At 62.0% G+C, this 24,664-nt stretch carries 20 protein-coding genes; 10 read left to right on the top strand and 10 right to left on the bottom strand.

Going from position 1 to position 24,664, the window contains the following annotated elements; translation table 11 throughout:
* Positions 1 to 112: 112 nt before the first annotated feature.
* The 9 genes from BX592_RS07305 to BX592_RS07265 all read left to right on the top strand — a co-directional run bounded on the left by BX592_RS07305 (position 113) and on the right by BX592_RS07265 (position 7,946).
* A complete protein-coding gene (locus BX592_RS07305) occupies positions 113 to 952 on the top strand; it encodes an RNA polymerase sigma factor (protein WP_134190992.1) in 840 nt (279 codons plus the stop codon).
* Positions 942 to 1,949, top strand: coding sequence for an anti-sigma factor family protein (locus BX592_RS07300; protein ID WP_134190991.1), 1,008 nt, complete (start codon positions 942 to 944; stop codon positions 1,947 to 1,949). Before BX592_RS07305 ends, BX592_RS07300 begins: the two co-directional genes overlap by 11 nt.
* 178 nt (positions 1,950 to 2,127) lie before the next feature.
* Positions 2,128 to 2,502 carry a 30S ribosomal protein S6 gene (gene rpsF / locus BX592_RS07295; RefSeq protein ID WP_134190990.1) on the top strand — a complete coding sequence of 125 codons (375 nt, stop codon included), beginning with the start codon at positions 2,128 to 2,130 and terminating at the stop codon, positions 2,500 to 2,502.
* Positions 2,503 to 2,519: 17 nt separating this feature from the next.
* Positions 2,520 to 2,819, top strand: coding sequence for a primosomal replication protein N (priB, locus tag BX592_RS07290; protein ID WP_134190989.1), 300 nt, complete (start codon positions 2,520 to 2,522; stop codon positions 2,817 to 2,819).
* A 2-nt stretch (positions 2,820 to 2,821) separates the two neighbouring features.
* Positions 2,822 to 3,097: a 30S ribosomal protein S18 gene (gene rpsR, locus BX592_RS07285; protein ID WP_134190988.1), complete on the top strand. Its 276-nt coding sequence runs from the start codon at positions 2,822 to 2,824 to the stop codon at positions 3,095 to 3,097.
* A 28-nt stretch (positions 3,098 to 3,125) separates the two neighbouring features.
* Complete coding sequence (rplI, locus tag BX592_RS07280) at positions 3,126 to 3,578, top strand: 50S ribosomal protein L9 (protein WP_134190987.1); 453 nt, start codon at positions 3,126 to 3,128, stop codon at positions 3,576 to 3,578.
* 154 nt (positions 3,579 to 3,732) lie between these two features.
* Entirely contained in the window at positions 3,733 to 6,171 is a 2,439-nt protein-coding gene (dnaB, locus tag BX592_RS07275; RefSeq protein ID WP_134190986.1) for a replicative DNA helicase, read from the top strand.
* Between the two features lie 138 nt (positions 6,172 to 6,309).
* On the top strand, positions 6,310 to 6,936 hold the full coding sequence (locus BX592_RS07270) for a DUF47 domain-containing protein (RefSeq protein WP_134190985.1): 627 nt from the start codon (positions 6,310 to 6,312) through the stop codon (positions 6,934 to 6,936).
* Positions 6,936 to 7,946, top strand: coding sequence for an inorganic phosphate transporter (locus tag BX592_RS07265; RefSeq protein WP_134190984.1), 1,011 nt, complete (start codon positions 6,936 to 6,938; stop codon positions 7,944 to 7,946). Before BX592_RS07270 ends, BX592_RS07265 begins: the two co-directional genes overlap by 1 nt.
* Before the next feature lie 43 nt (positions 7,947 to 7,989).
* Here the strand turns inward: BX592_RS07265 and BX592_RS07260 are convergent, their stop codons facing one another.
* The gene (locus BX592_RS07260) at positions 7,990 to 8,796 is read right to left on the bottom strand and encodes an SDR family NAD(P)-dependent oxidoreductase (RefSeq protein ID WP_134190983.1); all 807 of its coding nucleotides are present in this window, start codon (positions 8,794 to 8,796) and stop codon (positions 7,990 to 7,992) included.
* 388 nt (positions 8,797 to 9,184) lie between these two features.
* On the opposite strand from BX592_RS07260, the gene BX592_RS07255 reads away from it, so the two are divergent.
* On the top strand, positions 9,185 to 14,629 hold the full coding sequence (locus BX592_RS07255; protein ID WP_134190982.1) for an RHS repeat-associated core domain-containing protein: 5,445 nt from the start codon (positions 9,185 to 9,187) through the stop codon (positions 14,627 to 14,629).
* 52 nt (positions 14,630 to 14,681) lie between these two features.
* On the opposite strand, the gene BX592_RS07250 is transcribed toward BX592_RS07255, so the two are convergent.
* The 9 genes from BX592_RS07250 to BX592_RS07210 form a co-directional block, all read right to left on the bottom strand.
* Complete coding sequence (locus BX592_RS07250; RefSeq protein WP_481859739.1) at positions 14,682 to 15,689, bottom strand: C40 family peptidase; 1,008 nt, start codon at positions 15,687 to 15,689, stop codon at positions 14,682 to 14,684.
* A gap of 319 nt (positions 15,690 to 16,008) precedes the next feature.
* Positions 16,009 to 17,874 carry a PhoH family protein gene (locus BX592_RS07245; RefSeq protein WP_134190980.1) on the bottom strand — a complete coding sequence of 622 codons (1,866 nt, stop codon included), beginning with the start codon at positions 17,872 to 17,874 and terminating at the stop codon, positions 16,009 to 16,011.
* A gap of 422 nt (positions 17,875 to 18,296) precedes the next feature.
* Positions 18,297 to 18,758, bottom strand: coding sequence for a peroxiredoxin (locus tag BX592_RS07240; protein ID WP_134190979.1), 462 nt, complete (start codon positions 18,756 to 18,758; stop codon positions 18,297 to 18,299).
* Positions 18,759 to 18,884: 126 nt separating this feature from the next.
* Entirely contained in the window at positions 18,885 to 19,781 is an 897-nt protein-coding gene (locus BX592_RS07235) for a polysaccharide deacetylase family protein (protein ID WP_134190978.1), read from the bottom strand.
* 39 nt (positions 19,782 to 19,820) lie between these two features.
* Positions 19,821 to 20,864, bottom strand: coding sequence for a bifunctional UDP-4-keto-pentose/UDP-xylose synthase (locus tag BX592_RS07230; protein WP_134190977.1), 1,044 nt, complete (start codon positions 20,862 to 20,864; stop codon positions 19,821 to 19,823).
* Entirely contained in the window at positions 20,864 to 21,880 is a 1,017-nt protein-coding gene (locus BX592_RS07225; RefSeq protein ID WP_134190976.1) for a formyltransferase, read from the bottom strand. The genes BX592_RS07230 and BX592_RS07225 overlap by 1 nt, the downstream gene beginning before the upstream one ends.
* Positions 21,877 to 22,920 (bottom strand): glycosyltransferase, encoded by a 1,044-nt coding sequence (locus tag BX592_RS07220; protein WP_134190975.1) that lies wholly within the window; start codon positions 22,918 to 22,920, stop codon positions 21,877 to 21,879. Before BX592_RS07220 ends, BX592_RS07225 begins: the two co-directional genes overlap by 4 nt.
* A 93-nt stretch (positions 22,921 to 23,013) precedes the next feature.
* Complete coding sequence (locus tag BX592_RS07215) at positions 23,014 to 24,165, bottom strand: DegT/DnrJ/EryC1/StrS family aminotransferase (protein WP_134190974.1); 1,152 nt, start codon at positions 24,163 to 24,165, stop codon at positions 23,014 to 23,016.
* A gap of 125 nt (positions 24,166 to 24,290) precedes the next feature.
* Positions 24,291 to 24,662 carry an SMR family transporter gene (locus tag BX592_RS07210; RefSeq protein WP_134190973.1) on the bottom strand — a complete coding sequence of 124 codons (372 nt, stop codon included), beginning with the start codon at positions 24,660 to 24,662 and terminating at the stop codon, positions 24,291 to 24,293.
* Between the last annotated feature and the right edge of the window lie 2 nt (positions 24,663 to 24,664).

Genomic DNA, 24,664 nt, shown 5'->3' with positions numbered 1-24,664 from the left:
AACCTTGAACGTGCGTCTTTTATTCCCGTTTTATTTCTGATGAACGACGCACGCGGCGGGAATAAACTCGGCGCGTGGCCGGTATGGCAGCGGTAACGTTCGGAGGGTTCCGGTGATCGAAACCGACAGTGATGCCGCACAGCGCAGCGCCCGCTTCCAGCAGATGGCGCTGCCGCATCTCGATGCGGCTTTTAACCTTGCGCGCTGGTTATGCGGCAATCCGAACGATGCCGAAGACATCGTGCAGGACGCGTATATCCGGGCGTTCCGCTACTTCGACATGTTCCACGGCGACAACGCGCGACCGTGGCTGCTAACCATTGTGCGGCGCACCTGGTACACCGAATGGCAGAAGCGCGAGATGTCGCGCCATTCGGTCGAGTTCGACGAGAACCTCGACGATGCGACCTTCGAGGGCTGGAGCGAACCGAACGCCGACCCCGAGACGCTGATGATCCGCGATCAGGACGCGCGTCTCGTGCATGCGGCGCTCGAGCAGCTGCCGGCCGAATATCGCGAGGTGATGGTGCTGCGCGAACTGGAGGAGCTCAGTTACCGCGAGATTGCGACGATCGCCGATTTGCCGGTGGGCACGGTGATGTCGCGTCTCGCGCGCGGACGGCGGCGGCTCGCGGAGTCGCTTGCGTCGCTGCAGGCGCGTGCGGCCGGCAAGCCGGCGCCATCGCGTGGCGCCGCGGCGGGGGCGGCGGCCACGGCGACAGGCGGGCGCGGCGGCGCGCGTGATAAGCGCTGCGGGGGCAGTGCGGTAGGCGGGGCCGCGGCAGCCCCCGCAGCGGCGCCGGGGACGATGCCGCCGGGCGCGCTTGCCAACCGGGCGGGGGACCCGTCATCGGCCGGCGACCGGACGCCCGGCCACTCTTCCGGACCCTCGCCACGTAATCCCGGCGCAACGCCGGGCGGTATCGCTCAGGAGAACCCAGATGGACTGTAACGACGCACGCCCGCTGATCGACGCGAACGTCGACCGGGAACTCTCGCCGCCCGATGCGCACGCGCTGCAGCAGCATATCGATCGTTGCGCGGCCTGCCAGCGCGAAAGCGATGCAGTGCGCGCGCTGAGTGCCGCGGTACGCACCGCGGCTCAATATCATCGCGCGCCGCAGGCACTGCGTGCGCGGATCATCGGGGCGCTGCCGGCGACTGGCGCCGGTTTGCAGCGCGAGGAGACCAGCCGATCCGCCGCAGAGCGGAATGATGGCGAGTATCAGGGGACAAGCCGAGGCGCGACGAGGGGCGAAACTGCGCAGACGCCGCGCGGCGGTCGGCGTGATTCACCGTCGAGCCGGCGCTGGCTCGATTTTCTGCGCGGCAAGCGGCCGGCTTCCGGCGAAGCGCGCGAGAGTGGCTGGGGGCCGGTTCGCGGCGGCGCGCCGGTCGCGCTGCCGTTCGGCGCCGCGTGGCGTGGCGGCGCACTCGCGCTCGCGGTGTGCGCGGCGGTGGCGGCCGGCGTGCTTTATACGCAGCAGCGCGTGGTCGCGCCGTCCGGTCTCGTCGACGAACTGGTGTCGAGTCACGTGCGCGCGCAGATTTCGGGGCGCGATATCGACGTGATCTCGTCGGATCAGCATACGGTGAAGCCCTGGTTCAACGGCCGCATCGACTATGCGCCGCCGGTGGTCGACCTGAAGTCGAGCGGCTTTGCGCTGGCGGGCGGGCGGCTCGACTATGTCGGCCATCGCCGGGTCGCGGTGCTGACTTACATGCATGCCAAGCACGTGATCGACGTCTACGTGTTTCCCGATAACGATCCGGCAGCCGGCAAGCCCGGCCCGTCGCTGTCGAGCGACGGCTACTCGCTGGCACGCTGGCGCGACGCCGGGATGATGTGGTGGGCCGTTACCGACGCGGCGCCGGAATCGTTGACGCAGCTCGAAGCAGCGATGCGCGCACGGCTGCAAAACGGCACGGAAACAGGCGACGGGAGCTGACGGCGGGGGCTGAGGGCGCGCGGTAAATCGTTGAAAATCAAAGCGTAATCGTGCGAGTGTGAGGCGCATCCCCGCTTGCAGTCCGGCCCCATTCGGGTTACACTCTCGGGCTTCTCACTTGCCACACCGGTTCGACGCCCGGGTGGCTTTATATCCAAAAGCGACTTAAGGAGTGTGTATGCGTCATTATGAAATCGTCTTTATCGTGCACCCCGATCAAAGCGAGCAAGTGCCCGCGATGATCGACCGGTATAAGTCCACGATCACGTCGCACGGTGGCCAGATCCACCGTATCGAAGACTGGGGCCGTCGCCAGCTGGCCTACATGATCGAGAAACTCGCGAAGGCCCACTACGTCTGCATGAACATCGAATGCGACCAGACCACGCTCGAAGAACTCGAGCACGCATTCAAGTTCAATGACGCCGTGCTGCGCCACCTGATCGTCAAGATGAAGAAGGCCGAAACCGGCCCGTCGCCGATGATGAAGGAAGTGCAGCGCGAAGAAGCCAAGAAGGCGGCTGCTACGCAACCGTCCGAAGCGCAGGCTTAAGACACCAAGCCATCAGAGTGAACCGGCTGCAACTCACAGCCAGCGTCGTCGAGCGCGAACCGGTGCGGTACACCCCCGCCGGCGTTCCGATTGCAGGCTGCCTGTTGCAACACCGCACCGAAGTCGTCGAAGCGGGCATTGCCCGGCAAGTTGAACTGACGATGCCCGCGGTGGCCGCCGGCGAAGCGAGCGGCAGGCTGGAGCGCTGTGCGATGGGCGTCGAAACGCTCTTCACCGGCTTCCTGGCGAAGAAAAGCCGCAACGCGAGAACTCTGGTGTTTCACATCACAGATTTGCAGGACATAGGAAAGGACTGAACATGCCCCGCCCGACTGGTAAGAAATTCGACAAGCGTCGCCAGCAACAAAACCCGCTCTTCAAGCGCAAGAAGTTCTGCCGCTTTACGGCTGCCGGCGTCGATCAGATCGACTACAAAGACATCGAAACGCTGAAGGACTTCATCGGCGAAAACGGCAAGATCACGCCGGCGCGCCTTACGGGTACGAAGTCGCACTATCAACGCCAGCTGGACACGGCAATCAAGCGCGCGCGTTTCCTCGCGCTGATGCCGTACACCGACCAGCACAAGGCCTAAACCCGACGGCGCCACAAGGAGCAATTGAATGCAGATCATTCTTCTCGAAAAAGTCGTCAACCTGGGCAACCTCGGCGATATCGTCAAGGTGAAGGACGGCTACGCACGTAACTACCTGATCCCGAACAAGCAGGCGCGCCGCGCCACGAAGGACGCGATCGCCGAATTCGAAGTCCGCCGCGCGGAACTCGAAAAGGTCGCCGCTGAAAAGCTGGCAGCCGCTCAGGCGCTCGGCGAAAAGATGGCCGGCCTGACGGTTCAGATCAGCCAGAAGGCTGGCGTCGACGGCCGCCTGTTCGGCTCGGTGACGAACGCGGACATCGCCGGCACGCTGACCAAGCAAGGCTTCGCAGTGGAAAAGGCGCAAGTGCGCATGCCGGAAGGCCCGCTGAAGATGGTCGGCGACCATCCGGTGCAGGTTTCGCTGCACACCGACGTTCACGTCGACGTGACGGTGTCGGTGCTCGGCGAGCACGTCTAAGCGACGCATCGCTAGAAAAAAGTCGCCGGGCAGTTGCTGGCGCAAGGGCAGGGGCCGGGAAACCGGCCCCTGCTTTTTTTATCGCGTTTCAAATCGCGCCGCGCCTGCCGGTGAACCTTTGCGCGCGCGTTTATTTGCCCGATAATCCCACCCCATGAACGCACCGTCGAAAGATCCCCAACTCGAGTCGCTGAAAGTCCCGCCGCATTCGATCGAGGCCGAGCAATCGGTGCTCGGCGGGCTGCTGCTCGACAATGCAGCATGGGACCGCATTGCGGATTTTCTGTCGCAAAGCGACTTCTACCGATATGACCACCGGATTATCTACGAGCACATCGGCCGGCTGATCGCGGCCACGCGTCCGGCGGACGTGGTCACGGTGTTCGAGGCGCTCAGCACATCGGGCAAGGCGGAGGAGGTCGGCGGGCTCGCATATTTGAACGCGCTCGCGCAGAACACGCCGAGCGCCGCGAATATCCGTCGTTATGCCGAAATCGTGCGCGATCGCGCGGTGCTGCGGCGGCTCGTGTCGGTGGCCGATGAAATTTCGGCCGATGCGTTTAACCCTCAGGGCAAGGAAGTCCGTCAGCTGCTCGACGAGGCTGAATCGAAAGTGTTTTCGATCGCCGAAGACGGCGCGCGCGGTACGCAGGGCTTCCTTGAGATTGGTCCGCTGCTGACGCAGGTGGTCGAGCGTATCGACACGCTTTATCACACCGCTAACCCGAGCGATGTGACCGGCACGCCGACTGGTTTTGTCGACCTCGACCGGATGACGTCCGGCATGCATGGCGGCGAGCTGATTATCGTCGCGGGAAGACCGTCGATGGGCAAGGCGCAGCCGCTCGATGCCCGCGTGAAGACGCTGACCGGCTGGAAGCGCATGGGCGAGCTCGCGGTCGGCGACGCGCTGGCTTCGGTCGACGGCGCGCCGTCGATCGTCACCGGATGCTATCCGCAGGGCGAGCGTCAGGTGTATCGGATGCGCTTCTCGGATGGGCGATCGGCCGAGTGCTGCGACGAACACCTGTGGACTGTCCATTATCGCGACTGGCCCACGCCCCGCATTCTGAACACGGCGGAAATCCGCGCGCTGCTGGCGCGCGAGCGCTATCGCAACCGCTTGTGGATCGATATGGCGAGCGGTGATTTCGGCCACCAGGAGGCGTTGGCGGTCGACGCGTGGGTGCTCGGCGCATTGCTCGGCGATGGTGCGCTGGATGGCACCGCCGTGCGCTTCAGCGTGAAGGCGGAAGAGACACTGGAACGCATGCTCAGCCGCGTCGGCGCCGCGCTCGAACTCAGCTGGGGCGGCCAGTACGATTGGCGCATCAAGCGGCTCAAGCGGTCCTCCGCGGAAGATGGAACGGCCCGCCCGCCCGTCAATTCGCTCAAGCAGGCGCTCGAGCACATGGGACTTTGGGGGCGAACCAGTTACGACAAGTTCATTCCGCGCGCGTACCTCGACGCGAGCAAATCGGTGCGGCTCGATTTGCTTCGTGGGTTACTCGATACCGATGGCTGGGTCGAATCGTGGGGCACGGTGCGCTACTCGACGGCCAGTCCGGATCTGGCGCGCGACGTGTGCGAACTGGTCCGCTCGCTCGGCGGCTGGTGCACGATTTCGGAGAAGCGGTGCAGTTTCACAAGCGACGGCGTACGCAAGGACGGTGCAACTGCGTATCAATGCACGATCAGTCATCCGGACCCGCAGAGCCTGTTCCTGTTCGAAGGGAAGCGCGCGCGGCTGACGGCAGGGCGCACGCGTCGCAAGCTGCCGGTTATCGCGTCGATCGAGCCGACCCGGCAGACCGCTACCCAGTGCATTTCCGTGTCACACCCGTCGCGCCTGTACATCACCGACGATTACGTGGTCACGCATAACACCGCGTTTTCGATGAACATCGGCGAATACGTCGCGGTCGAGTACGGCTTGCCGGTCGCGGTGTTCTCAATGGAAATGCCGGGCACGCAACTGACGATGCGTATGCTCGGCTCGGTCGGGCGCCTCGATCAGCACCGGATGCGTACCGGACGCCTGACCGACGAAGACTGGCCGAAGCTCACGCACGCGGTGCAAAAGATGAGCGAAGCGCAGATCTTCATCGACGAAACCGGTGGTCTGAACCCAATGGAATTGCGCTCGCGCGCACGGCGTCTTGCGCGGCAATGCGGCAAGCTGGGGTTGATCATCGTCGATTACCTGCAGCTGATGAGCGGGTCGTCGGCGGGCGAGAACCGCGCGACCGAAATCTCCGAAATCTCGCGTTCGCTTAAGAGCCTCGCAAAAGAACTCGACGTGCCGGTCATCGCGCTGTCGCAGCTGAACCGCGGTCTCGAACAGCGTCCGAACAAGCGGCCGGTGATGTCGGATTTGCGCGAATCCGGCGCTATCGAGCAGGACGCGGACGTGATCCTGTTTATCTATCGCGACGAAGTCTATAACCCGGACAGCCCGGACAAGGGCACGGCCGAAATTATCATCGGCAAGCAGCGTAACGGGCCGATCGGTCCCGTTCGGCTGACGTTCATCGGGCAATACACGAAGTTCGACAATTTTGCGGGCGCGCAGTCGTTCTACGGCAGCGAATAGTTGACGAAAAGGGCGTCCTGAGGCGGTGTCTTCGGCTGCATCGAGCGGTACAATATGTACGATTTATGACAGATGCGCTGTCATACTGTTGTGCCATCCGCTCGTCACCTGGTCCGATAGCCTCCCTTCAGGAACCCAATGTTCGGTCGTTTCATGCCCACCGAGGGCAAATTCTTCGAGATCTTCAACGCGCATGCGAAATACATCGTCTCGGCCAGCCACGAGCTTGAGCTGCTGATCGACAATCTCGCTGACGCGGAAATTCACAAACGTAACGTGCAGGCCGCCGAAAAGGCGGCCGACAAGCTCACGCACGAAACGATCGACCTGCTGCACAAAACCTTCATCACGCCGCTCGACCGCGACGAAATCCACAAGCTGATCGGCACGATGGACGACATCCTCGACCTGATGGAGGACGTCGCCACTGCCATTTCGTTGTACGACGTGCAGGCGGTGACGTCCGAGGCGAGCCAGCTCGCGCATATCTGCACGTCGTGCTGCGAACGCGTGCAGGCGGCGGTCCAGCTGCTGCCCGACATGAAGCAGGCGCGCGCGATCCTGAAGGCCTGCGAAGACATCGATCGTCTCGAGTCCGACGCGGACGGCGTGCTGCGTGCCGCGATGTCCAAGCTCTTTCGCGAAGAAGACGATGTGAAGACGCTGATCAAACTGAAGGCCATTTACGAGCTGCTCGAGGCGATCACCGACAAGTGCGAGGATGTCGCGAACATCATCGAAGGCATCGTGCTGGAAAACGCCTGATGCAATCGGTACAACTCGCTATCTGGGTCGTCGCAACGCTGGTTGCGGTTGCGCTGGTGTTCGACTTCATGAACGGCTTTCACGACGCGGCCAACTCGATCGCGACGGTCGTGTCGACTGGTGTGCTCAAGCCGCAACAGGCGGTCGCGTTTGCTGCGTTGTTCAATGTCATCGCGTATTTCATCTTTCACCTGAAGGTCGCGGAGACCGTCGGCAGAGGCACGATCGATCCGAATATCGTCGATCACTACGTGGTGTTCGGCGCGCTGGTCGGCGCGATCGGGTGGAATATCGTCACGTGGTATTACGGCATTCCGTCGAGTTCGTCGCATGCGCTGATCGGCGGCCTGGTCGGCGCCGCGCTCGCGAAATCGGGATGGGGCGCGCTGAATCTCGACGGGCTGGTCAAGACGATTGCGTTTATCTTCATCTCGCCGTTGCTCGGTTTCGTGCTTGGTTCGTTTTTCATGCTGAACGTGTCGTGGCTGTATTTCCGCACGCCGCCGAGCAAGGTCGACCGGCGCTTCCGGCGGCTGCAATTGCTGTCGGCTGGCCTCTATAGTCTCGGTCACGGCGGCAACGACGCGCAGAAGACGATCGGTATCATCTGGATGCTGCTGATCGCGACAGGCTACGTATCGGCGAGCGCCGATGCGCCGCCGATCTGGGTGATCGGCGGCTGCTATCTGTCGATGGGGCTGGGCACGCTATTCGGCGGCTGGCGCATCGTGCGCACAATGGGGCAGAAGATCACGAAGTTAAAGCCGGTCGGCGGTTTCTGCGCGGAAACAGGCGGTGCGCTGACGCTCTTTTTCGCGTCTTGGCTTGGCATTCCGGTGTCGACGACGCATACGATCACCGGCGCGATTGTCGGCGTCGGCGCCACGCGGAAGTTGTCCGCGGTGCGATGGGGCGTCGCCGGCAATATCGTTTGGGCGTGGATTCTGACTATCCCGGCGTCCGCGGTGCTCGCGGGCGCGGGTTGGTGGCTCGGGCACCGGTTTCTGTAGCGGTGCGAGGCGGGAAGCACCCGCTTCCCGTGCCCGCTTACCATCAGATCAACGGCGAACTCACGCCATCCATCGGAATGATCGCGCCTGACACATAGCTCGCGCGGCGGCTTGCGAGGAACAGCGCGACATCCGCAATCTCTTCGGGCTTCGCAAAACGACCGAGCGGCACCTTCGCTTCACCGCGCGAACGCGCCTCGTCGATATCGACGCCTTGCTGCTGAGCCTCGAGCGCGAGCGCCTCTTCGACGCGCTCGGTCAGCGTCGCGCCCGGATTGATCGCGTTGATCCGGATGCCATAGCGCGCGTGATAATGCGCGAGGCCGACGGTCGCCAGCATCAGCGCTGCGTTCGCCGCGCCACCCGCAATGTGAATGTCAGTCGCGTACTTGCCGCCCATGCCGATGATGTTGACGATCGTGCCAGGCTCGGCCGCCTCGCCCGACTTCACGCGCGCGACCATCCGGCGCAGCACTTCCTGCTGCGGGTAGATATACGGGAAGTACTTCGCCTCCATCGTCGCCTTGAACGCATCCGCGTCGAGCGCTTCCGGATCGTAGCGGCGCGCGGCGCCGGCACTGTTGACGAGGATATCGATCGGGCCAAGCGCCTGAGTCGCTTCTTCGACGACGTCCGCGGCGCTGTGCGGATCATGCAGATCGGCACGCGCGAGGTGAACCTGCAAGCCTTCGCCTTTCAACTGCTCGCGAGCTCGCGCGAGATTGGCCGGGTCGCGCGATACGATCGCGACTTTCGCGCCTTCGACCGCGAATGCGCGTGCGCACGCGAGGCCGATACCCTTGCTGCCGCCCGTGATCAGCACGACTTTGCCTTTGAGTCCGAGATCCATCTTGTTTCACCTGCCTGTCTGGAAATATCGGACACGATAGCAGACGCAGCATTCGCTGTGCTTGCAAAGTATCCACTCAGGTGACGTGGCGGAAGCTCAGCCTCCTTTGCTCGTTGGCGAATTCGAAATGCAAAAAGTAACGTTCGATGCTTCGTTTCGAGTCGAAATTGTCAGCACGCTTTAATCTGGTTCAATTTATCGCGAATATGAATTATATCGAGACGATTGCAACGGATGCATTGGTGTAGTGTCTGTCTGATTGAAAATTAACATGGATTTATAGCGTTGGTCTTCTATATTGAAGTCTGGTCAGTAAAGCGGGCTGGTCGATTAGTAGCGGTTATTTAACGAATCGTTTTTCAAACCTGGCGTCGAACTGGAGTTAGCGATGAGCATCCCTAACGATGTTTCCAATGCTTCAGGCAATCAGAAAGCTGTGAAACCGGCCACGACCGACAAATCAACACAGGCGCCAGGTAGTGGTGACGGAGCAACGTTTAATCAGTCTGACTCATTTTCATTTTATACATTCCGGCGGGGCGAGATCGATCCGCGCACCGGTTCATTCAATTACCGGATTCCGGTTGCACGATTAACCGGAAACCAGAAACTCGGGCCTTCCGTCGAGTTGTATCTGAGTTACAACCATTTCACTGACGACGATGAAGGGTTTGGCGGTGGCTGGTCGCTCGGGTTGAGCAAGTTCTTATTCACCAACGAACGCAGGCAGGTGATATTACGGGACGGCCGGGTCGTCAATGTTGACTACGACGAGAGCACGTCGACGTATACGATTAATACGGTGGATATCAAGGATTTCATTCTCAAGAAAGGAAGCGCGGAAGATTACCTGATCATCTACAAGGATGGCATAACCGAAACGCTCAGCAAGTCCGGCATCGTGCGCTACGTGACCAAAATCGCGCACGAAAACGGCTACACGCTGTCACTGACCTACGATAGTGCGAACCGGCTGACCCGGATCACTGACGAAGCGAACACAAACCTTCTGGACATTAGTTATACCGACACCGAGGACGACTCGGGCAAGGTGACCGCGCGGGACTGCGTGGTCGAACTGTTCAAGGACAACGCGGATTGCGCGAGCAAGGTGACCTTCAAGGTCAGTGATGACGGGGTATCCGGACTCACCTTGCGGTCGTGCGAAGTGAATCTGGACGGCACCAACACCGTCGAGACGTATGCATTTAGTTATATCCCGGCGGACTCCGCTGTGGGGTTCCGTGTCATTTCGCAGGTCACCAGCGATTTTGCCGGGCCGGCGACCGAAGCCATCCAGTATGGCCCCCAGCTTTCAATACCGGATGGCGCGCCATGGACCTCGATTCCGGCCGTGACGTACTACACGTTTTCGATGACGTCGGCGGGGACAGGCGTCACCCACACCGAAGTGCACGGATTCACTTATGGAACCGGTACCGGCCCGGCTGCAACGAACAACTTTCTGGGATATGAGGAAGGCGCGACCTGGAGTGCCACGGCGGTCGACAATTGCTACCGCCGCGGGTGGGATTACCGGTACACGACATCGGAAAAGGTAACGGCGGACGGCGTTGAATTGCAGACGGTAACGCGGACTTACGACAAGTATCACAGGATGGTTTCGGCAATACTCACCATTCCCAACGTCGGATCCGCGGTCAACCGCAGTGAACAGCGGATGTATTACTATCCCGGCGACACTGAAACCGAGTATGTCTCACTGCCGGCGCAATACAGATTGCCAGACGAGATCGTTTCCACATTTTCAGAAACGAAACAGACCAGGGGCAAGCCCCCGGTTGATCACACTCGCACCACAACGCATACGATGTCTTATGACGAATACGGCAACGTCCTGCAAACCACGGAGGATGGCGGATTCACGGTCGATTACGCGTATTATCCGGCGGCCGGTGAAGCGGGTAACTGCCCGGCCGAACCGAACGGGTTTATCCGTTACCCGAAAACCATGACGAAATACAAAGCGGATGTGGCATCGGATTCGAGTACGACCACCTGCACTTATGTGTCGACGCAAAGCAAAAGTATTCCTGATCCTGACGGCGGCGCCGACACGGCGGTCAACTACACGGTCATCCAGGACCAGAAGGAGACGCGGAAAATCGCCGGCGCGGATAGCAGCGACTACCGCAAGACGACGTATGAATACTTCACCGATGCAACAGATCCTGCCAGTCTGGGGCGGCTGAAATCGACGACGCTGCTGCTGAGCAGTGAAACGGGCATGGCGACCCGTTACACCTACACGCTTTCCGGGAGCCAACTGACGATCGGCACGACGCAAACCGGTGTCGACGGCACCACGCTCACCGAATCCAGAACCATTTCATGCCTGACCGGTGCGCCGCTCGAACTGACGGACAACCTTGGCGTCAAGAGCAACCTCGTGTACGACGCGCTCGGACGCGTGACCTCGTATACGAGTGCAACGGGCACCGCGTACGAGCGCACGGTGACCTACAGCTATGCAGTGGATGCGTCCACGAAACTGCATACGTCGACGACGACCGAGCCATCGGTCAACGTGGTGAAGACCACGATGGACGCACTGGGCAACGTGGTGAAGGAAGAAATCGGTGACAAGATCTCCCGCACCTGGGAGTACAACACGCGAGGGTGGCTGGTCACGGAGCACACGTTCGACTACGACGTGCCCGCAGCTGACGGTACAACCGCGAATCTCGATCTGGTCAACACATACACCTACGACGCGTTCGGCAACCTGGCGCGCGCGGTCTACCACGACAATCACGAGCAGGTCAGGCATTTCAACATCGGCAACGCGAAGCTCACCGAAAGCATCAATGTACCCGTGAGGAAAAGTAAGACCGATGTCGTCAAGGTGTATTGCAGCACGGTGACCGTGTACGACCAAAAGACGATGTTGCCGCTGAAGATCAGGGAATTCGATCTTGACGATAGAACGCTCAGAACCGAGACGACGACAACCTACGATGCGTTCTTTCGCGTCGAGAGCATCAAGGTGGTCGACAGCGCAACGAAGGCGCAGTCGTACGTGAAAATGGAATATGACTTCTTCGACCGGGTCAGCAAGGCGGTGGAATATGACGGCGACGCCGCTGGACGGACGAAGGAGTTCCGCTACTGGGCCTATGGCCTCGACTCCAGCAGGATCGCCGACCTGGTGGTAGACAGCGTTTCCGTTGCGACCCAAGCCTATGACGGCGTCGGGCGCCTGACGCAGATCAACCGCAACCCCGCGTACACCTCTGAGTACCTGACGAAATACGAATACGACGCGGGGTACGTGACGCCAAAGAAAATCACCACGCCGCGCCTCATCGACATTGTCTATACCTGGTGCCCCGAACTGGGCGGGGTGCCGACGTTCATCACTCCACCCGCGGATAAGGGCGGTACGTTCGAATACCGGTACGACAGCGCGCTCGTCAAGCTGACCAGCCAGATCTACAAGGTTGGCACGGTGATGCAGCAGCGGGATCTGCAGTACGACATGAACGCACTGTTGATTTCCGAACAGTACACGCTAACGCCGTCCGAGGGCATCTCGGTCGATTACAGGAATGCCTTTTCGCGCACTGTCCTGGGCAGGCTCAAATCGGTGAGCCGCACACTGACCAGCAGCACAACAGTCAGTTATCCCAGAGGCGACGTGAAATACACCTACGATCAGGCCGGGCGGGTGGATGGCATCTCATTTTTGAGCGGGGATGCGGCCGTACTTGCGATGGCGATCTCCTACAGCGGTGGCGAACTGGTCAACCAGGTTGACTACACCTTTACCCTGCCTGCCGGGTCCACCCCTGCCACGCAGACTTTCCGGCTGACGCTGTCGTACGACCGCAAGATGCGGGTGACGACGAAGGAGTATGAATGGGTAGTCGAAAACGCCGATAACAGTTATACATATACAACCTGTGCCAGCAGCGCGGTCACCTACGACGGTCTGGACCGGATCACCGGGCAACATTTCGGCGGGGCTGCCGAGACGACGGCCATCAACCACGAGCGCGACTATCTGGGCCGCCTGACAAAGTCGACGCTGGCCGATACGACAACGGCCTATCCGAAGGACCCGGCCGGCAATGACGTGCGCGAATACACCTTCAGCTACGACCAGTATGACAACCTCACGTCGGCGGGGACCACGGCGAAGGAATCGGGTTCCACGACAACCGTCGCCTATTCGTACGCGGGTGGCAAGAATGTGTTCGAACTGCAGCAGCAGACGATCACCAGAGCGGACGGGACCTCCAGCGAGATCGCCCTCGCACACGACGCATCGGGCAATGTCGCGAGCGTCACGGGTCCCGCTGGGACCGTCGTCATCAACCTGTACGACTGTTACGAAAAGCTGCGTGCACGGCAGTTGATGAAGTCCGGCCAACCCACCACGAGAGCGATTTTCACCACCAATCCGCAGGGGACGATCGGATCGGAAAAGCAAACGGTCACCGTCGCGGAAACGACCACGACCAGTCGGCCGACGGCGTTCGGCTACTGCGATGGCGTGCTCGACGCGTCGCTGCGTAAGCAGGCCGCGGGCGACACCAGCGTGCAACTGGCGAGCTACCTGCGTGGTGTGGGGGGTGTCGATGCAATGGGCTGCGCGAGCGGCAATCCGACCGACGGGTTCACGAAGACGCAGTCGATGCTGTTCAGTGATGCGTTCGGCAGCGTGTTTGGCAACGCGGATCCGTCGGCCGGCGCGAGCCCGGCAATCACACCGGCCATCTACAGTCCGTACGGCTATCAGGGTTCACCGGTATCGGACACGTCGTACGACCCGATTGGTTTCAAAGGCGCGCGTTTTGATCAGCTGACCGGTTTGTACCATCTGGGCGATGGCGTGCGTGCTTACGACGGCGCCGGGTTGCTGCGTTTTCTTCAGTACGATCCGCTCAGCCCGTTTGGTGAGGGCGGCCTGAACCCTTACGGCTTTTGTGACGGTGATCCGATCACGTTTTCTGATCCTTCCGGGTATGCGAAAAATGAAGCGTTTCCTTATACGCGAACGTTTTTTGCCGTGATCGGCTTCCTGCTGGGCGCGGCCGGATTCGGTATTGGCGCGTTCGCAGCGGTGGGAGGCGGGGTATCAGGGTTAATTGCGCTTTCGTTTGCCGGAGGCGTCGTCGGACTTGCGGGTGGATCGATGGGCCTCGCCGCAGCGCTGGTTGAAGACGAAACGCATGCGGCGAATCTCGAAATAGCCAGCAGTGCGTTTTTCGCGCTTGGCTCTGTGCTCGATGGAGTGTCTGCCGTGATGCATTTCCTGCCGCGCTTGGGCGGCTGGAAAATCATCGCGAAATATTCGTCTGGGAGAGTGCTGACAGCAAACACCGAATATGCGATCTTTCCGGGAACAGGAGCTGCGTACGGGCGACGAGCTCCCATCGTGGGCGGTGGGGCAGCAGCGGGAGTCTCTGCGGTGACGGCGACGCATCACGGCAATGTCGGTCAATTCTTTGTGCCGACCATAAGCGGAATTGTCGACGGAGTCATCCAGTATTCCGACGATCTGGGGTTCCGGGTAGAGTATGCCGCGCGTTACTTGCATCAAACCTTTATCAACTTATTCGACGATGCGGACGGGGCCATTTTTCTCATGTCCTGTGGTGGCACCAGACAGGGCGCAATAAATAACGCGCAAACGCTAGCCCAATATACGCAAAGGTCCGTGATAGCGTTTCCATCCGCGACAGTCGTCACGCATGGTCGTGACGCCGCCCGCGTGACCCGCCCGTTTTGGGAACCCGCTATGCAAGCCAGTATCTCGGCCTTTGGATACCCTTGGTTTCCGAAGGCGATGACATTCACTCCCACGTAGTCATCGCGGCAGGAATCCGCATTGAGCCTGAGCCGCAGGCTCAGCAATCCATTCAGTAGCCTTGATTCGCAAAGTTTGCGATCGGATCGTCATCAGTTTGATCGGCGCGGAAAGTGGCCTTCGACGTCTGTGGCGAACGCGTTATCGGTCGGCCACCGCCGCTTGTCCGTTGGACTTGCGGCATCTGCTGAGGCCGCTGAGCTTGCAGGACGGCGACCGCCGCGGGCGGCGGAGGTTCGTAGGCGTCCGCCGCTGCGTCGATCGGATCGGGCGCCTGTGCGGCGGCACGTGCCTGCGCTTGCGCGGCGTTCATCGTAGGCGGTGGTGGCTCGAAAGCATCGGGCAGGGCGGGAGACGAGAAGACCGATGCGCGGTCGTTGCGCAACGGCCCGACGGTCGACACTGCCTGCCCGTTTGCCGGAATCTGTGCCGTCGCCGCTGGCGCCGCCGGTGACACTGTGACCGAATCGCTGCCTGCGGGTGGCGCCGACGCCTCGTACGTCGGTCCATCGAACGGCGTCGGCTTCGACGGCGCGAGCGGCGGCGCGACGCGCCGGATGCCGTCGAAGCGTTTGGCCCAATACGGATTGGTCAAGTAATCGAGCCGCACGGTGCCGCCGGTCGACGGCGCATTCACGAAGCGCAGCTTGCCGACATAGATGCCGACATGCGAATGCGGCCGGCCGGTCGTATTGAAGAACACGAGGTCACCGGCTGCGATCTCGTCCGGCTCGATCGACGTGCCACGCGAGCTCATATCGGCGGTGGTGCGCGGCAGATTGACCGACGCCGCGCGCTGCACGACGTAGTGCACCAGTCCGCTGCAGTCGAAACCGCTGTCCGGCGTATTGCCGCCCCAGCGGTACGGCACGCCGACGAGGCTCATCGCCTGGATCGATATTTCTTCGCGGCCGACGCTGTGATCGACGAAATCAGGGAAACCCGGCGGTGTGCGGTACGCGCCTGTTGTCGCGGGGCTACTGGAGTTGCGTACGCTCCGCTGCGGCGCGCTCGAACAGGCGGCGAGCAGTACCGCGAGCAACAGCGTCAGTAGCCGCAGGACGGGTGTCAGCCCCGGGGCTAAAAAACCCGGTGACACGTAACCCAAAGGCGGAGAACTGGCACGGCGCATGAATGGCGAGGCGAGCGCCAAGCTCGCCCATAGCGGACGATGCCCGATAGTAGCCCGTCCGGCGGGGCTCTCGCAAGAAAAGCTGAAGAGTTACTTGAAGTTTACGCGCTAAATGTTGCTTTTGAGCTTTCTTGAGTGTGTGAACCAGGGGACGGATCGATGGGCGCGTCGGCCGCAAAGAAAAAAGCCGCTTCCGGCATCGACCGGAAGCGGCTCGTCATAGCAAACGCAGCAGGGTACGCGACGCCTACAGAATCTCCGACGCATAATCGGCCAGCCGCGAGCGCTCGCCGCGCGCCAGCGTCACATGTCCGCTGTGCGCCCAGCCCTTGAACCGGTCGACCACGTACGTGAGCCCCGAACTGCCTTCGGTCAGATACGGCGTATCGATCTGCGCGATATTGCCGAGGCAAATGATCTTCGTGCCCGGACCCGCGCGCGTGACCAGCGTTTTCATCTGCTTCGGCGTCAGGTTCTGCGCTTCGTCGATGATCAGATACTTGTCGACGAAGGTTCGACCGCGCATGAAGTTCATGCTCTTGACCTTCAGGCGCGAACGGATCAGTTCCTGCGTGGCCGCGCGGCCCCATTCGCCGGCCGCGTCGTCGGTCTTTTGCAGCACTTCGAGGTTGTCGTCGAAGGCGCCCATCCACGGCTGCATCTTCTCCTCTTCGGTGCCCGGCAGAAAGCCGATGTCCTCACCGACCGGCACCGTTGCCCGCGTGACGATGATCTCGTTATAGCGCTTGTCATCGAGCACCTGCGCGAGGCCCGCCGCGAGCGCGACGAGCGTCTTGCCGGTGCCCGCCTGGCCGAGTAGCGTGACAAAGTCGATTTCCGGGTTCATCAGCAGATTCAGCGCGAAGTTCTGCTCGCGGTTGCGCGCGGTGATGCCCCACACGTTGTTCTTGTGGTGGCCGTAATCGCGCAGCGTCTGCAGTAGCGCAGTCTTACCGTTGATCTCGCGCACGAGCGCGTGGAACGCCGGTTCGCCGTTCTGCGGCTCCAGATAGACAAACTCGTTGACCAGCATCGACGCGCACAGCGGCCCGGTCACGCGGTAATAGGTTGTGCCGGTCTTCGTGTCCTGCCAGCTTTCCATGCCCTTCGCGTGGCGAGTCCAGAAGTCCTGCGGCAACGCGCGAATGCCGGAATAGAGCAGGTCCTTGTCTTCGAGAACCTGATCGTTGAAATAGTCTTCCGCGGGCAGGCCGAGCGCGTGCGCCTTGATCCGCATGTTGATGTCTTTCGACACCAGCACGACCTGGCGGTCCGCGCGGTCGCGCTGCAACGCGCGTACGACGCCGAGAATCTGGTTATCGGCCTTGCCTTGCGGCAGGCCCTCGACCGGCTCGATGTCGGTCAGCTTGGTCTGGAAGTACAGGTGCCCGAGCGCTTCGCGGCTACCCAGCCGCGCGAGCGGAATGCCCTCGGTCATCGCGCCCGCGTTCGCGACCAGCGCGTCCAGCGTGCGGCTCACCTGGCGGGCGTTGCGCGCGACTTCCGACATCCCCTTCTTGTGGTTGTCGAGTTCCTCGAGCGTCATCATCGGCAGATAGACGTCGTGCTCCTCGAAGCGGAACAGACACGTCGGGTCGTGCATCAGCACGTTCGTGTCGAGCACGAACAGCTTGCGAACCTCGGCGGCCGCGCCGCGCGTGTCGCGCTTCTTCGTGCCGCCGCGGGTCGCGGACGAGGTTGCCGCGACGTCGGTGTCGGCGCCGGCCGGCGCCTTGCCGCGGCGCGCGACCGGGCGCGCGTCTTCTTCGTCCGCGCTAACGGGCAGCGGCGCGACCGGTTGCAGCAGCGCAGCGGTCTGCTTCGTCTTGCGGCCGCGCGCCGGCCCGCTTGCGCCGGGCAGATCGGGTGTCACGGCGGGCGCGTCGATACCGGCGAGGCTCGCGGCGGCGACCGGCACCGGCCGCAGCGTGGTCGCCGCGTTCGCCGCATCCGTCATCGGTACGGCGACGTTGGCACGCCCATATTCGGGCGACTCTGCTTGCTCCCCTTCGTGCGCCTGTTTTCGGGCAGGCCGTGTCGGATGAGCTTTGGCCTTGTATTCGTCAGGCGACAACAGATTTCCGAGCTTGCTGGGCGGAGTAGGCAAAGGCATGGTTTCCCTCGGGGTCGGGGCACGGATCGCGGGTGATCGATGCGGCGATCGGTGCGACGATCAGTGCAACATGTCGTGTGCGCCGGCTACCGCATCCTGAACGTGCCGATCTTGCGCACGCAGTTTGCGCCGGCAGGCGCGCTTCTTTAGTGATGCCGGTTCGCCTGGTTTTCGATCGGCTCCTTGACGAAAGCGCGCGATGCTTCGCTAGAACAGTCGCGCGCAATTAAAAAAGCCGCCGCCCCGGTGAACGGGGCAAGCGGCTCGACTTGAGTCGTCGCGTTGCGCCTGATAAGCCTTCCGGCTCTCACGTCGCTGCGGCTTGCGTAAGTGTCAAGCGTGTGACGAACGTGATGACGACGGGCGCAGCTGCGAAAAAAATAGTGTGAACAGGCACTCATTGCGGCCCAATATAACGCGCCTCAAAGCGCTTGTACAGCCTCCAGAATCTCATCGACGTGACCCGGCACTTTCACGCCACGCCACTCGAGACGCAGCACGCCTTTCGCATCGATGACGAACGTCGAGCGTTCGATCCCACGTACTTCCTTGCCATACATTTTCTTCAGTTTCATGACGCCGAATAGCGTGCACAGCGTTTCTTCAGGGTCCGATACCAACGTAAACGGCAGTTCCAGCTTGGACTTGAAGTTTTCGTGCGAACGTACGCTATCGCGCGACACGCCGACGATGTCGGCGCCGGCCGCCTTGAACTTCGGATAGAGGTCGCGGAACTGCAGACCTTCGGTCGTGCAGCCCGGTGTGTTGTCCTTCGGATAAAAATACAGCACCACCTTCTTGCCCCGAAGACTGGATAGCGTGAAGTCGCCGCCGGTTGCGGGGGCGGTGAAGTCGGGGACGGGCTGGTCGACTGCGATGGGCACGGGTTTCTCCGATTGTTATGGCTTGGCGGGGCTGAGAGGCGAACAGGCCGGCGAGCGGCACCGTGCAGTGCGAACCACACGCATGTGCGCTCGGTTCACCGGCCGGCTCACCTCTGTGAGCGCGCGTCAGTCGGGCTGGACAATCAGCTCGCCGGAGCGGCCTGGAATTTCGCCCCACGCGACAGGGTACGATGGCAGCGTGTCACGGTCTAGCGCCGCGTGATAATCGCCCATCGTTGCAAACGTGTGGCCTTGCGCGCGCCAGCCATCGAGCAGTTGCTCGAACACCGGCGCGAGCTTTTGTCCTTCGAGTTCCGCGTGTAGCGTAAAGACCTGGTCGCGCGGGTTCGTGGCGGTCTGTTTCAGCAGCCATTCGGCGACGTTGCGTTCGTCAATGCCGTCGACGCCGAGCACTTCGTCGAGCGTCGGCAGCGTGGTGGGCATCTGCACATGGGCGAGCGTCTTACCGCCCACTACCGGAAAGTAGGGCGTGTGTCCGCGCCCATCGGACGCGTAGCGCATTCCCCACGCATCGATCTGCTCGAACGCGTGGCCGTTCATCTGCCAGCCGGCGGCGCCGTGCGTCGCGGGCGGCGCGCCGAACACGTCGTGAAAGCGCGCGTAGCTCTTTTCCATCTGCGCGGTGGTCCATGCACGCTCGCGCTGGCGCACATTGTCTTGCCAGTACACGTGGTCCCACGTGTGGATGCCGCACTCGAAGCCCGCTTCGTGAATTGCCCGCATCTCGGCGGCGGCGCGCACGCCGATGTCGGGTCCGGGAAGCAGCACGCCGTACATCAGTTGCCGGATGCCGTAGTGCTCGACCACCGATGTGCGCGACACCTTCTTCAGGAAGCCCGGTCGCAGCACGCGGCGCATCGCCCAGCCGGTGTGGTCGGGACCGAGACTGAACAGGAACGTCGCGCGTGCCTTGAAGCGGTCGAACATGCGTGCGAGGTTCGGCACGCCTTCGCGGGTACCGCGCAGCGTGTCGACGTCGATCTTGAGTACGATGCGAGCCAAGGAAGCGGCCTTGCTTCAGAGCAGGTTCAAGACGGCGCGTTATTCGACGAGCGCGCGGGCGTCGGCGACGTGACCGCGATACGCTTCGAAGATCTTGCGCAGCGCTTCGTCGAAAGTCGACTTCGGCGCCCAGCCGAGTTCCTGCATCGTGTTGTCGATCTTCGGCACGCGGTTTTGCACGTCCTGATAACCGGCGCCGTAGTACGCGTTCGACGACGTCTCGACGAGTTGTACCTTCTTTGCGTTATCCGCGTACTCGGGGAATTCGGCGGCGAGCGCGAGCATCTTGTGCGCGAGTTCGCGCACCGAGTAGTTGTTCTTCGGGTTGCCGATGTTATAGATCTTGCCCGACGCGACGCCGTTCGCATTCTCGATGATCTTCATCAACGCGCCGATGCCGTCATCGATATCGGTGAACGCGCGCTTTTGCGCGCCGCCGTCGACGAGGCTGATGTTCTCGCCGCGCACGATATGGCCGAGGAACTGCGTGACCACGCGCGAGCTGCCTTCCTTCGGCGTATAGATCGAATCGAGGCCCGGGCCGATCCAGTTGAACGGACGGAACAGCGTGAAGTTCAGGCCTTCCTGCATCCCGTAGCCCCAGATCACGCGGTCCATCAACTGCTTCGAGCACGCGTAGATCCAGCGCGGCTTGTTGATCGGGCCGTAGGTGAGGGCGGACGCGTCCGGATCGAATTCGTCGTCGGCGCACATCCCGTACACCTCGGAGGTCGACGGAAACACCAGGTGCTTGCGGTACTTCACCGCCGAACGCACGATCGGCAGGTTCGCCTCGAAGTCGAGTTCGAACACGCGCAGCGGCTGTTGCACATAGGTGGCGGGCGTGGCGATCGCGACCAGCGGCAGGATCACGTCGCACTTCTTCACGTGATACTCGACCCACTCCTTGTTGATCGTGATGTCACCTTCGAAGAAGTGCATCCGCTCATGCTTGACCAGATCGCCGAGGCGCTCGGTCTGCATGTCCATCCCGAACACTTCCCAGTCGGTCGTTTCGAGAATGCGCTTGGACAGGTGATGGCCGATAAAGCCGTTCACGCCCAGAATCAGGACTTTTTTCATCAGTGATGGGGAGGTTGGGTGAGCCGTGTGAATTCGGCGGGCGTAATCGGCGTCATGGGCGTAACTGGCGTATTGGCCGTAGCGGACATCGCTGCCGTAGCGGGAACAGGTGCACCGCCACCGGCGCTGATGCCGCCGCTCATTGGCCGGCCTACGTGCCAAAGTTCGTGAATCGCGATCGCACGGCCGTCGCCGCATATCGCAAAAATGACATTATCGCTTACGTGGAGGCCCGGCGGCAAATCGGCGGGGGCGCTGCCGGGCGCCATCAGCCGCGCGCGGGCAACGACAAAGCGTTCGTCGCCAATGTCGGAAAACGCGCCCGGGTACGGCGGCGCGACCGCGCGGATCAGGTTGTAGACACGCTGCGCCGGCTGCGTCCAGTCGATGCGGCCTTCTTCCGGCTTGCGCCCGCCGAAATAGCTGCCATGCGCGAGATCGTTCGGCAGATGCGGCGCTTCGCCGGCGAGCAGCGCGGGCAGCACGCGCCATAGCGTCTGCTCGGCGGCCACCGTCACCTTGTCGAACACTTGCGCGGCGGTGTCGTCGGGCAGGATCGGCACCGGTGTCTGCGCAACGATGGCGCCGGCGTCGGGCTTCGCGGCCATTTCGTGCAGCGTTGCGCCGGTTTCTGTTTCGCCGTTCAGCACCGCCCAGTTGGTCGGCACGCGGCCGCGGTATTTCGGCAGCAGCGAGCCGTGCATGTTGTACGCGCCGCGCGCGGCGAGCGCGAGCAGATCGACCGGCAGCATATGCCGGTAGTAAAACGAGAAGATGAAGTCCGGCTGTGCGTGGCCGACCGCGTCGCGCAGTTCGGCGCTGCGCGGGTCAGCCGGCGTGACGACCGGAAGGCCGTGCTCGGCCGCGACCCGGGCAACGCTGCCGAACCAGATGTTTTCATTCGGGTTGTCCTCGTGCGTGACGACCAGCGCGACGTCGACGCCGCGTGCGAGCAGCACCTGCAGGCAGCGCACGCCGACATTGTGATATGCGAAGACAACCGCGCGCGGCTTCATCGGGTGGGCCCCTGATCGATGGTCTGCGCGGGCTGCACCGCCTGCACGACCGACTGCCGCGGCGCGCCCGCAACGGTTTCGCCGTCGCGCTGCTCGAGAATGGTCTGCACGAGGTAACGCGGCCGCGCACGCACCTGCTGATAAATGCGGCCGATATATTCGCCGAGCAGGCCGAGTGCGAAGATGATCACGCCGAGCAGGAAGAACGTGATGGCAAACAGCGTGAACACACCTTGCACTTCCGCGCCGATGATAAAGCGGCGAATCAGCAACAGTACGAACAGGCCCGCGGAGCCCATCGACAGTATCACGCCGATAAACGACAGCCATTGCAGCGGCACGACCGAAAAGCCCGTGACCAGATCGAAGTTCAGGCGAATCAGGCTATACAGCGAATACTTCGATTCACCGGCAAAGCGTTCTTCGTGCGCGACCTCGATTTCAACCGGGTTCTGCGAGAACGTGTACGCGAGCGCCGGAATGAACGTGTTGATCTCGCCGCAGCGATTGATCGTATCGATGATGTGCCGGCTGTATGCGCGCAACATGCAGCCCTGGTCGGTCATCTTGATGCGCGTGATGCGCTCGCGCAGCCGGTTCATCGCGCGCGACGCCTTGCGGCGCCACAGGCTGTCGCGGCGCTGCATGCGGATCGTGCCGACGTAGTCGAAGCCTTCGCGCATCTTGTTGACGAGCTTGCCGATTTCCTCGGGCGGGTTCTGCAGATCGGCGTCGAGCGTGAGCACAATGTCGCCGCGCGACTGCTCGAAGCCCGCGAGAATCGCCATGTGCTGGCCGTAGTTGCCGTTCAGCAGAATCACGCGCGTCGTATCGGGGCGCGTGCGGAACTGTTCGGCGAGCAGCGCCGCCGATTTGTCGCGGCTGCCGTCGTTGATGAAGATCACTTCGTAGTCCGCGCCGAGCGCATCGAGCGCCGGGTAGAGGCGCTCAAAGAGCGCGCGCAGCCCGGCTTCCTCGTTATAGACCGGGATGATGACCGAGACTTCCGGCCGTGCCCGGCGATGTTCCGTTTGGCTCATGTCCGCTTATGTTCCGCTCAGTGGTCCCTGGGTGTGCCCGGGTATGCCTGGTTGTGCTTTTGCGTGTTGCCGTGTGCGACGTTGAGCGGAAGCTTAACGCCCGTACTGCTCGCAGATCTCGTCGACCGCGCGGCAGACGCGTGCGACATCGCCTTCGTTCATCTGCGTGAAAAGCGGCAGCGTGACGGTGGTCGCGCCAAGGCGTTCCGCATGCGGGAACATGCCTTCCTTGAACCCGCGCGCGCGATACAGCGAGAACAGATGGATCGCCGGATAGTGCACGCCCGAACCGATGCCGCGCTCCTTCAGTGCGCCCATGAAGCCGGCGCGGTCGATCGACAGCTTCTCGAGCGGCAGCGTGATCTGGAACATATGCCAGTTGCTGTTCTCGAAATCGGCGAGTGGCAGGCCAACGCCGAGTCGCTCCGCAACGCCGCCCGCGAGCCCTGCGAAGTACGCGCGCGCGAGCTTCTTGCGCTGCGTGTTGAAACGCTCGAGATGCGGCAACTGCCCGAGGCCGACGCGCGCGGCGACATCCGTCAGGTTGTATTTGCCGCCGAGCACGTCGCAATCCATTCCGTCGAAACCGGTACGCGTGATGCCTTGCAGACGGTATTTCTGCGCCAGCACCGCTTCCTCTTCATTGTTCAGCACCAGCGCGCCGCCTTCGATCGACGTCAGGTTCTTGTTCGCATGGAAGCTGAACGACACGATATCGCCGAGCTTGCCGATGCGCTCGCCTTTCCACGTCGAACCCAGCGCTTGCGCGGCGTCTTCAATCACACGCAGCTTGTGTTCGCGCGCAATTGCGTAGAGCCGGTCCATGTCGACCGGCAGGCCCGCGAGGTACACCGGAATCAGCGCCTTGGTACGCGGTGTGATCGCTTTTTCGAGCAGATCGAGATCGATATTGCGCGTGGCCGGGTCGATGTCCGCGAACACCGGTGTCGCGCCGCATTCGAGAATAACGTTGGCCGTCGCGACCCACGATGCAGGTGTGGTGATCACTTCGTCGCCGGGACCCACGCCCGCGATCCGCAAGCCGATTTCGAGCGTCGCCGTGCCGGAGTTGAACGTACGCACTGGACGTCCGCCGCAGAACCCGGACAGCGCCGTTTCGAACGCCTGGTTCTGTGGGCCGGTCGTGATCCAGCCGGAGCGCAGCACGTCGGCGACGCCGCGGATCGTTTCTTCGTCGATATCCGGGCGAACGAACGGCAAGAACGGGGCGGATGACTGGGTCATAAGAGCCTTGAGCGATAAGGATGACGGGCCGATGCTGACAGCATAAGAATACTTTCAATCAGTTGACGCGCGTGTTCAGGCGATGCGTCGCATCGCGCCGGCCGACCGGCGACGGTGCGATGCGGCTAGCTGCGCGCGAGCACGAACACGCCGATCAGAATGATGCCGATGCCGATCAGGCGCTGCATCGACAGCACTTCGCCGAACAGGTACCACGCGGCGATCGCATTGAGCACATAGCCGAGCGACAGCATCGGATAGGCGATCGAAACATCCACGCGCGACAAGCCGACGACCCAAACCGCAACGCTCACCACATAGCAGGCCAGCCCGCCGATGATCGGCCATTGCGTCGCGAGCTTGATGCCAATGGGCAGGATGTTCGCACGGGTGAATTCGAAGTGTCCAACGGCATTCGTGCCGGCCTTCAGCAACAGTTGCGCGCATGCATTCAGCGTAACGCCGGCGAGGATGCAGACAAGGGAGATCGGGTTCATCT

This window comes from Paraburkholderia rhizosphaerae (assembly GCF_004366595.1).
Lineage (GTDB): Bacteria > Pseudomonadota > Gammaproteobacteria > Burkholderiales > Burkholderiaceae > Paraburkholderia > Paraburkholderia rhizosphaerae.
This window is presented reverse-complemented; position numbering and strand designations above follow the sequence as displayed.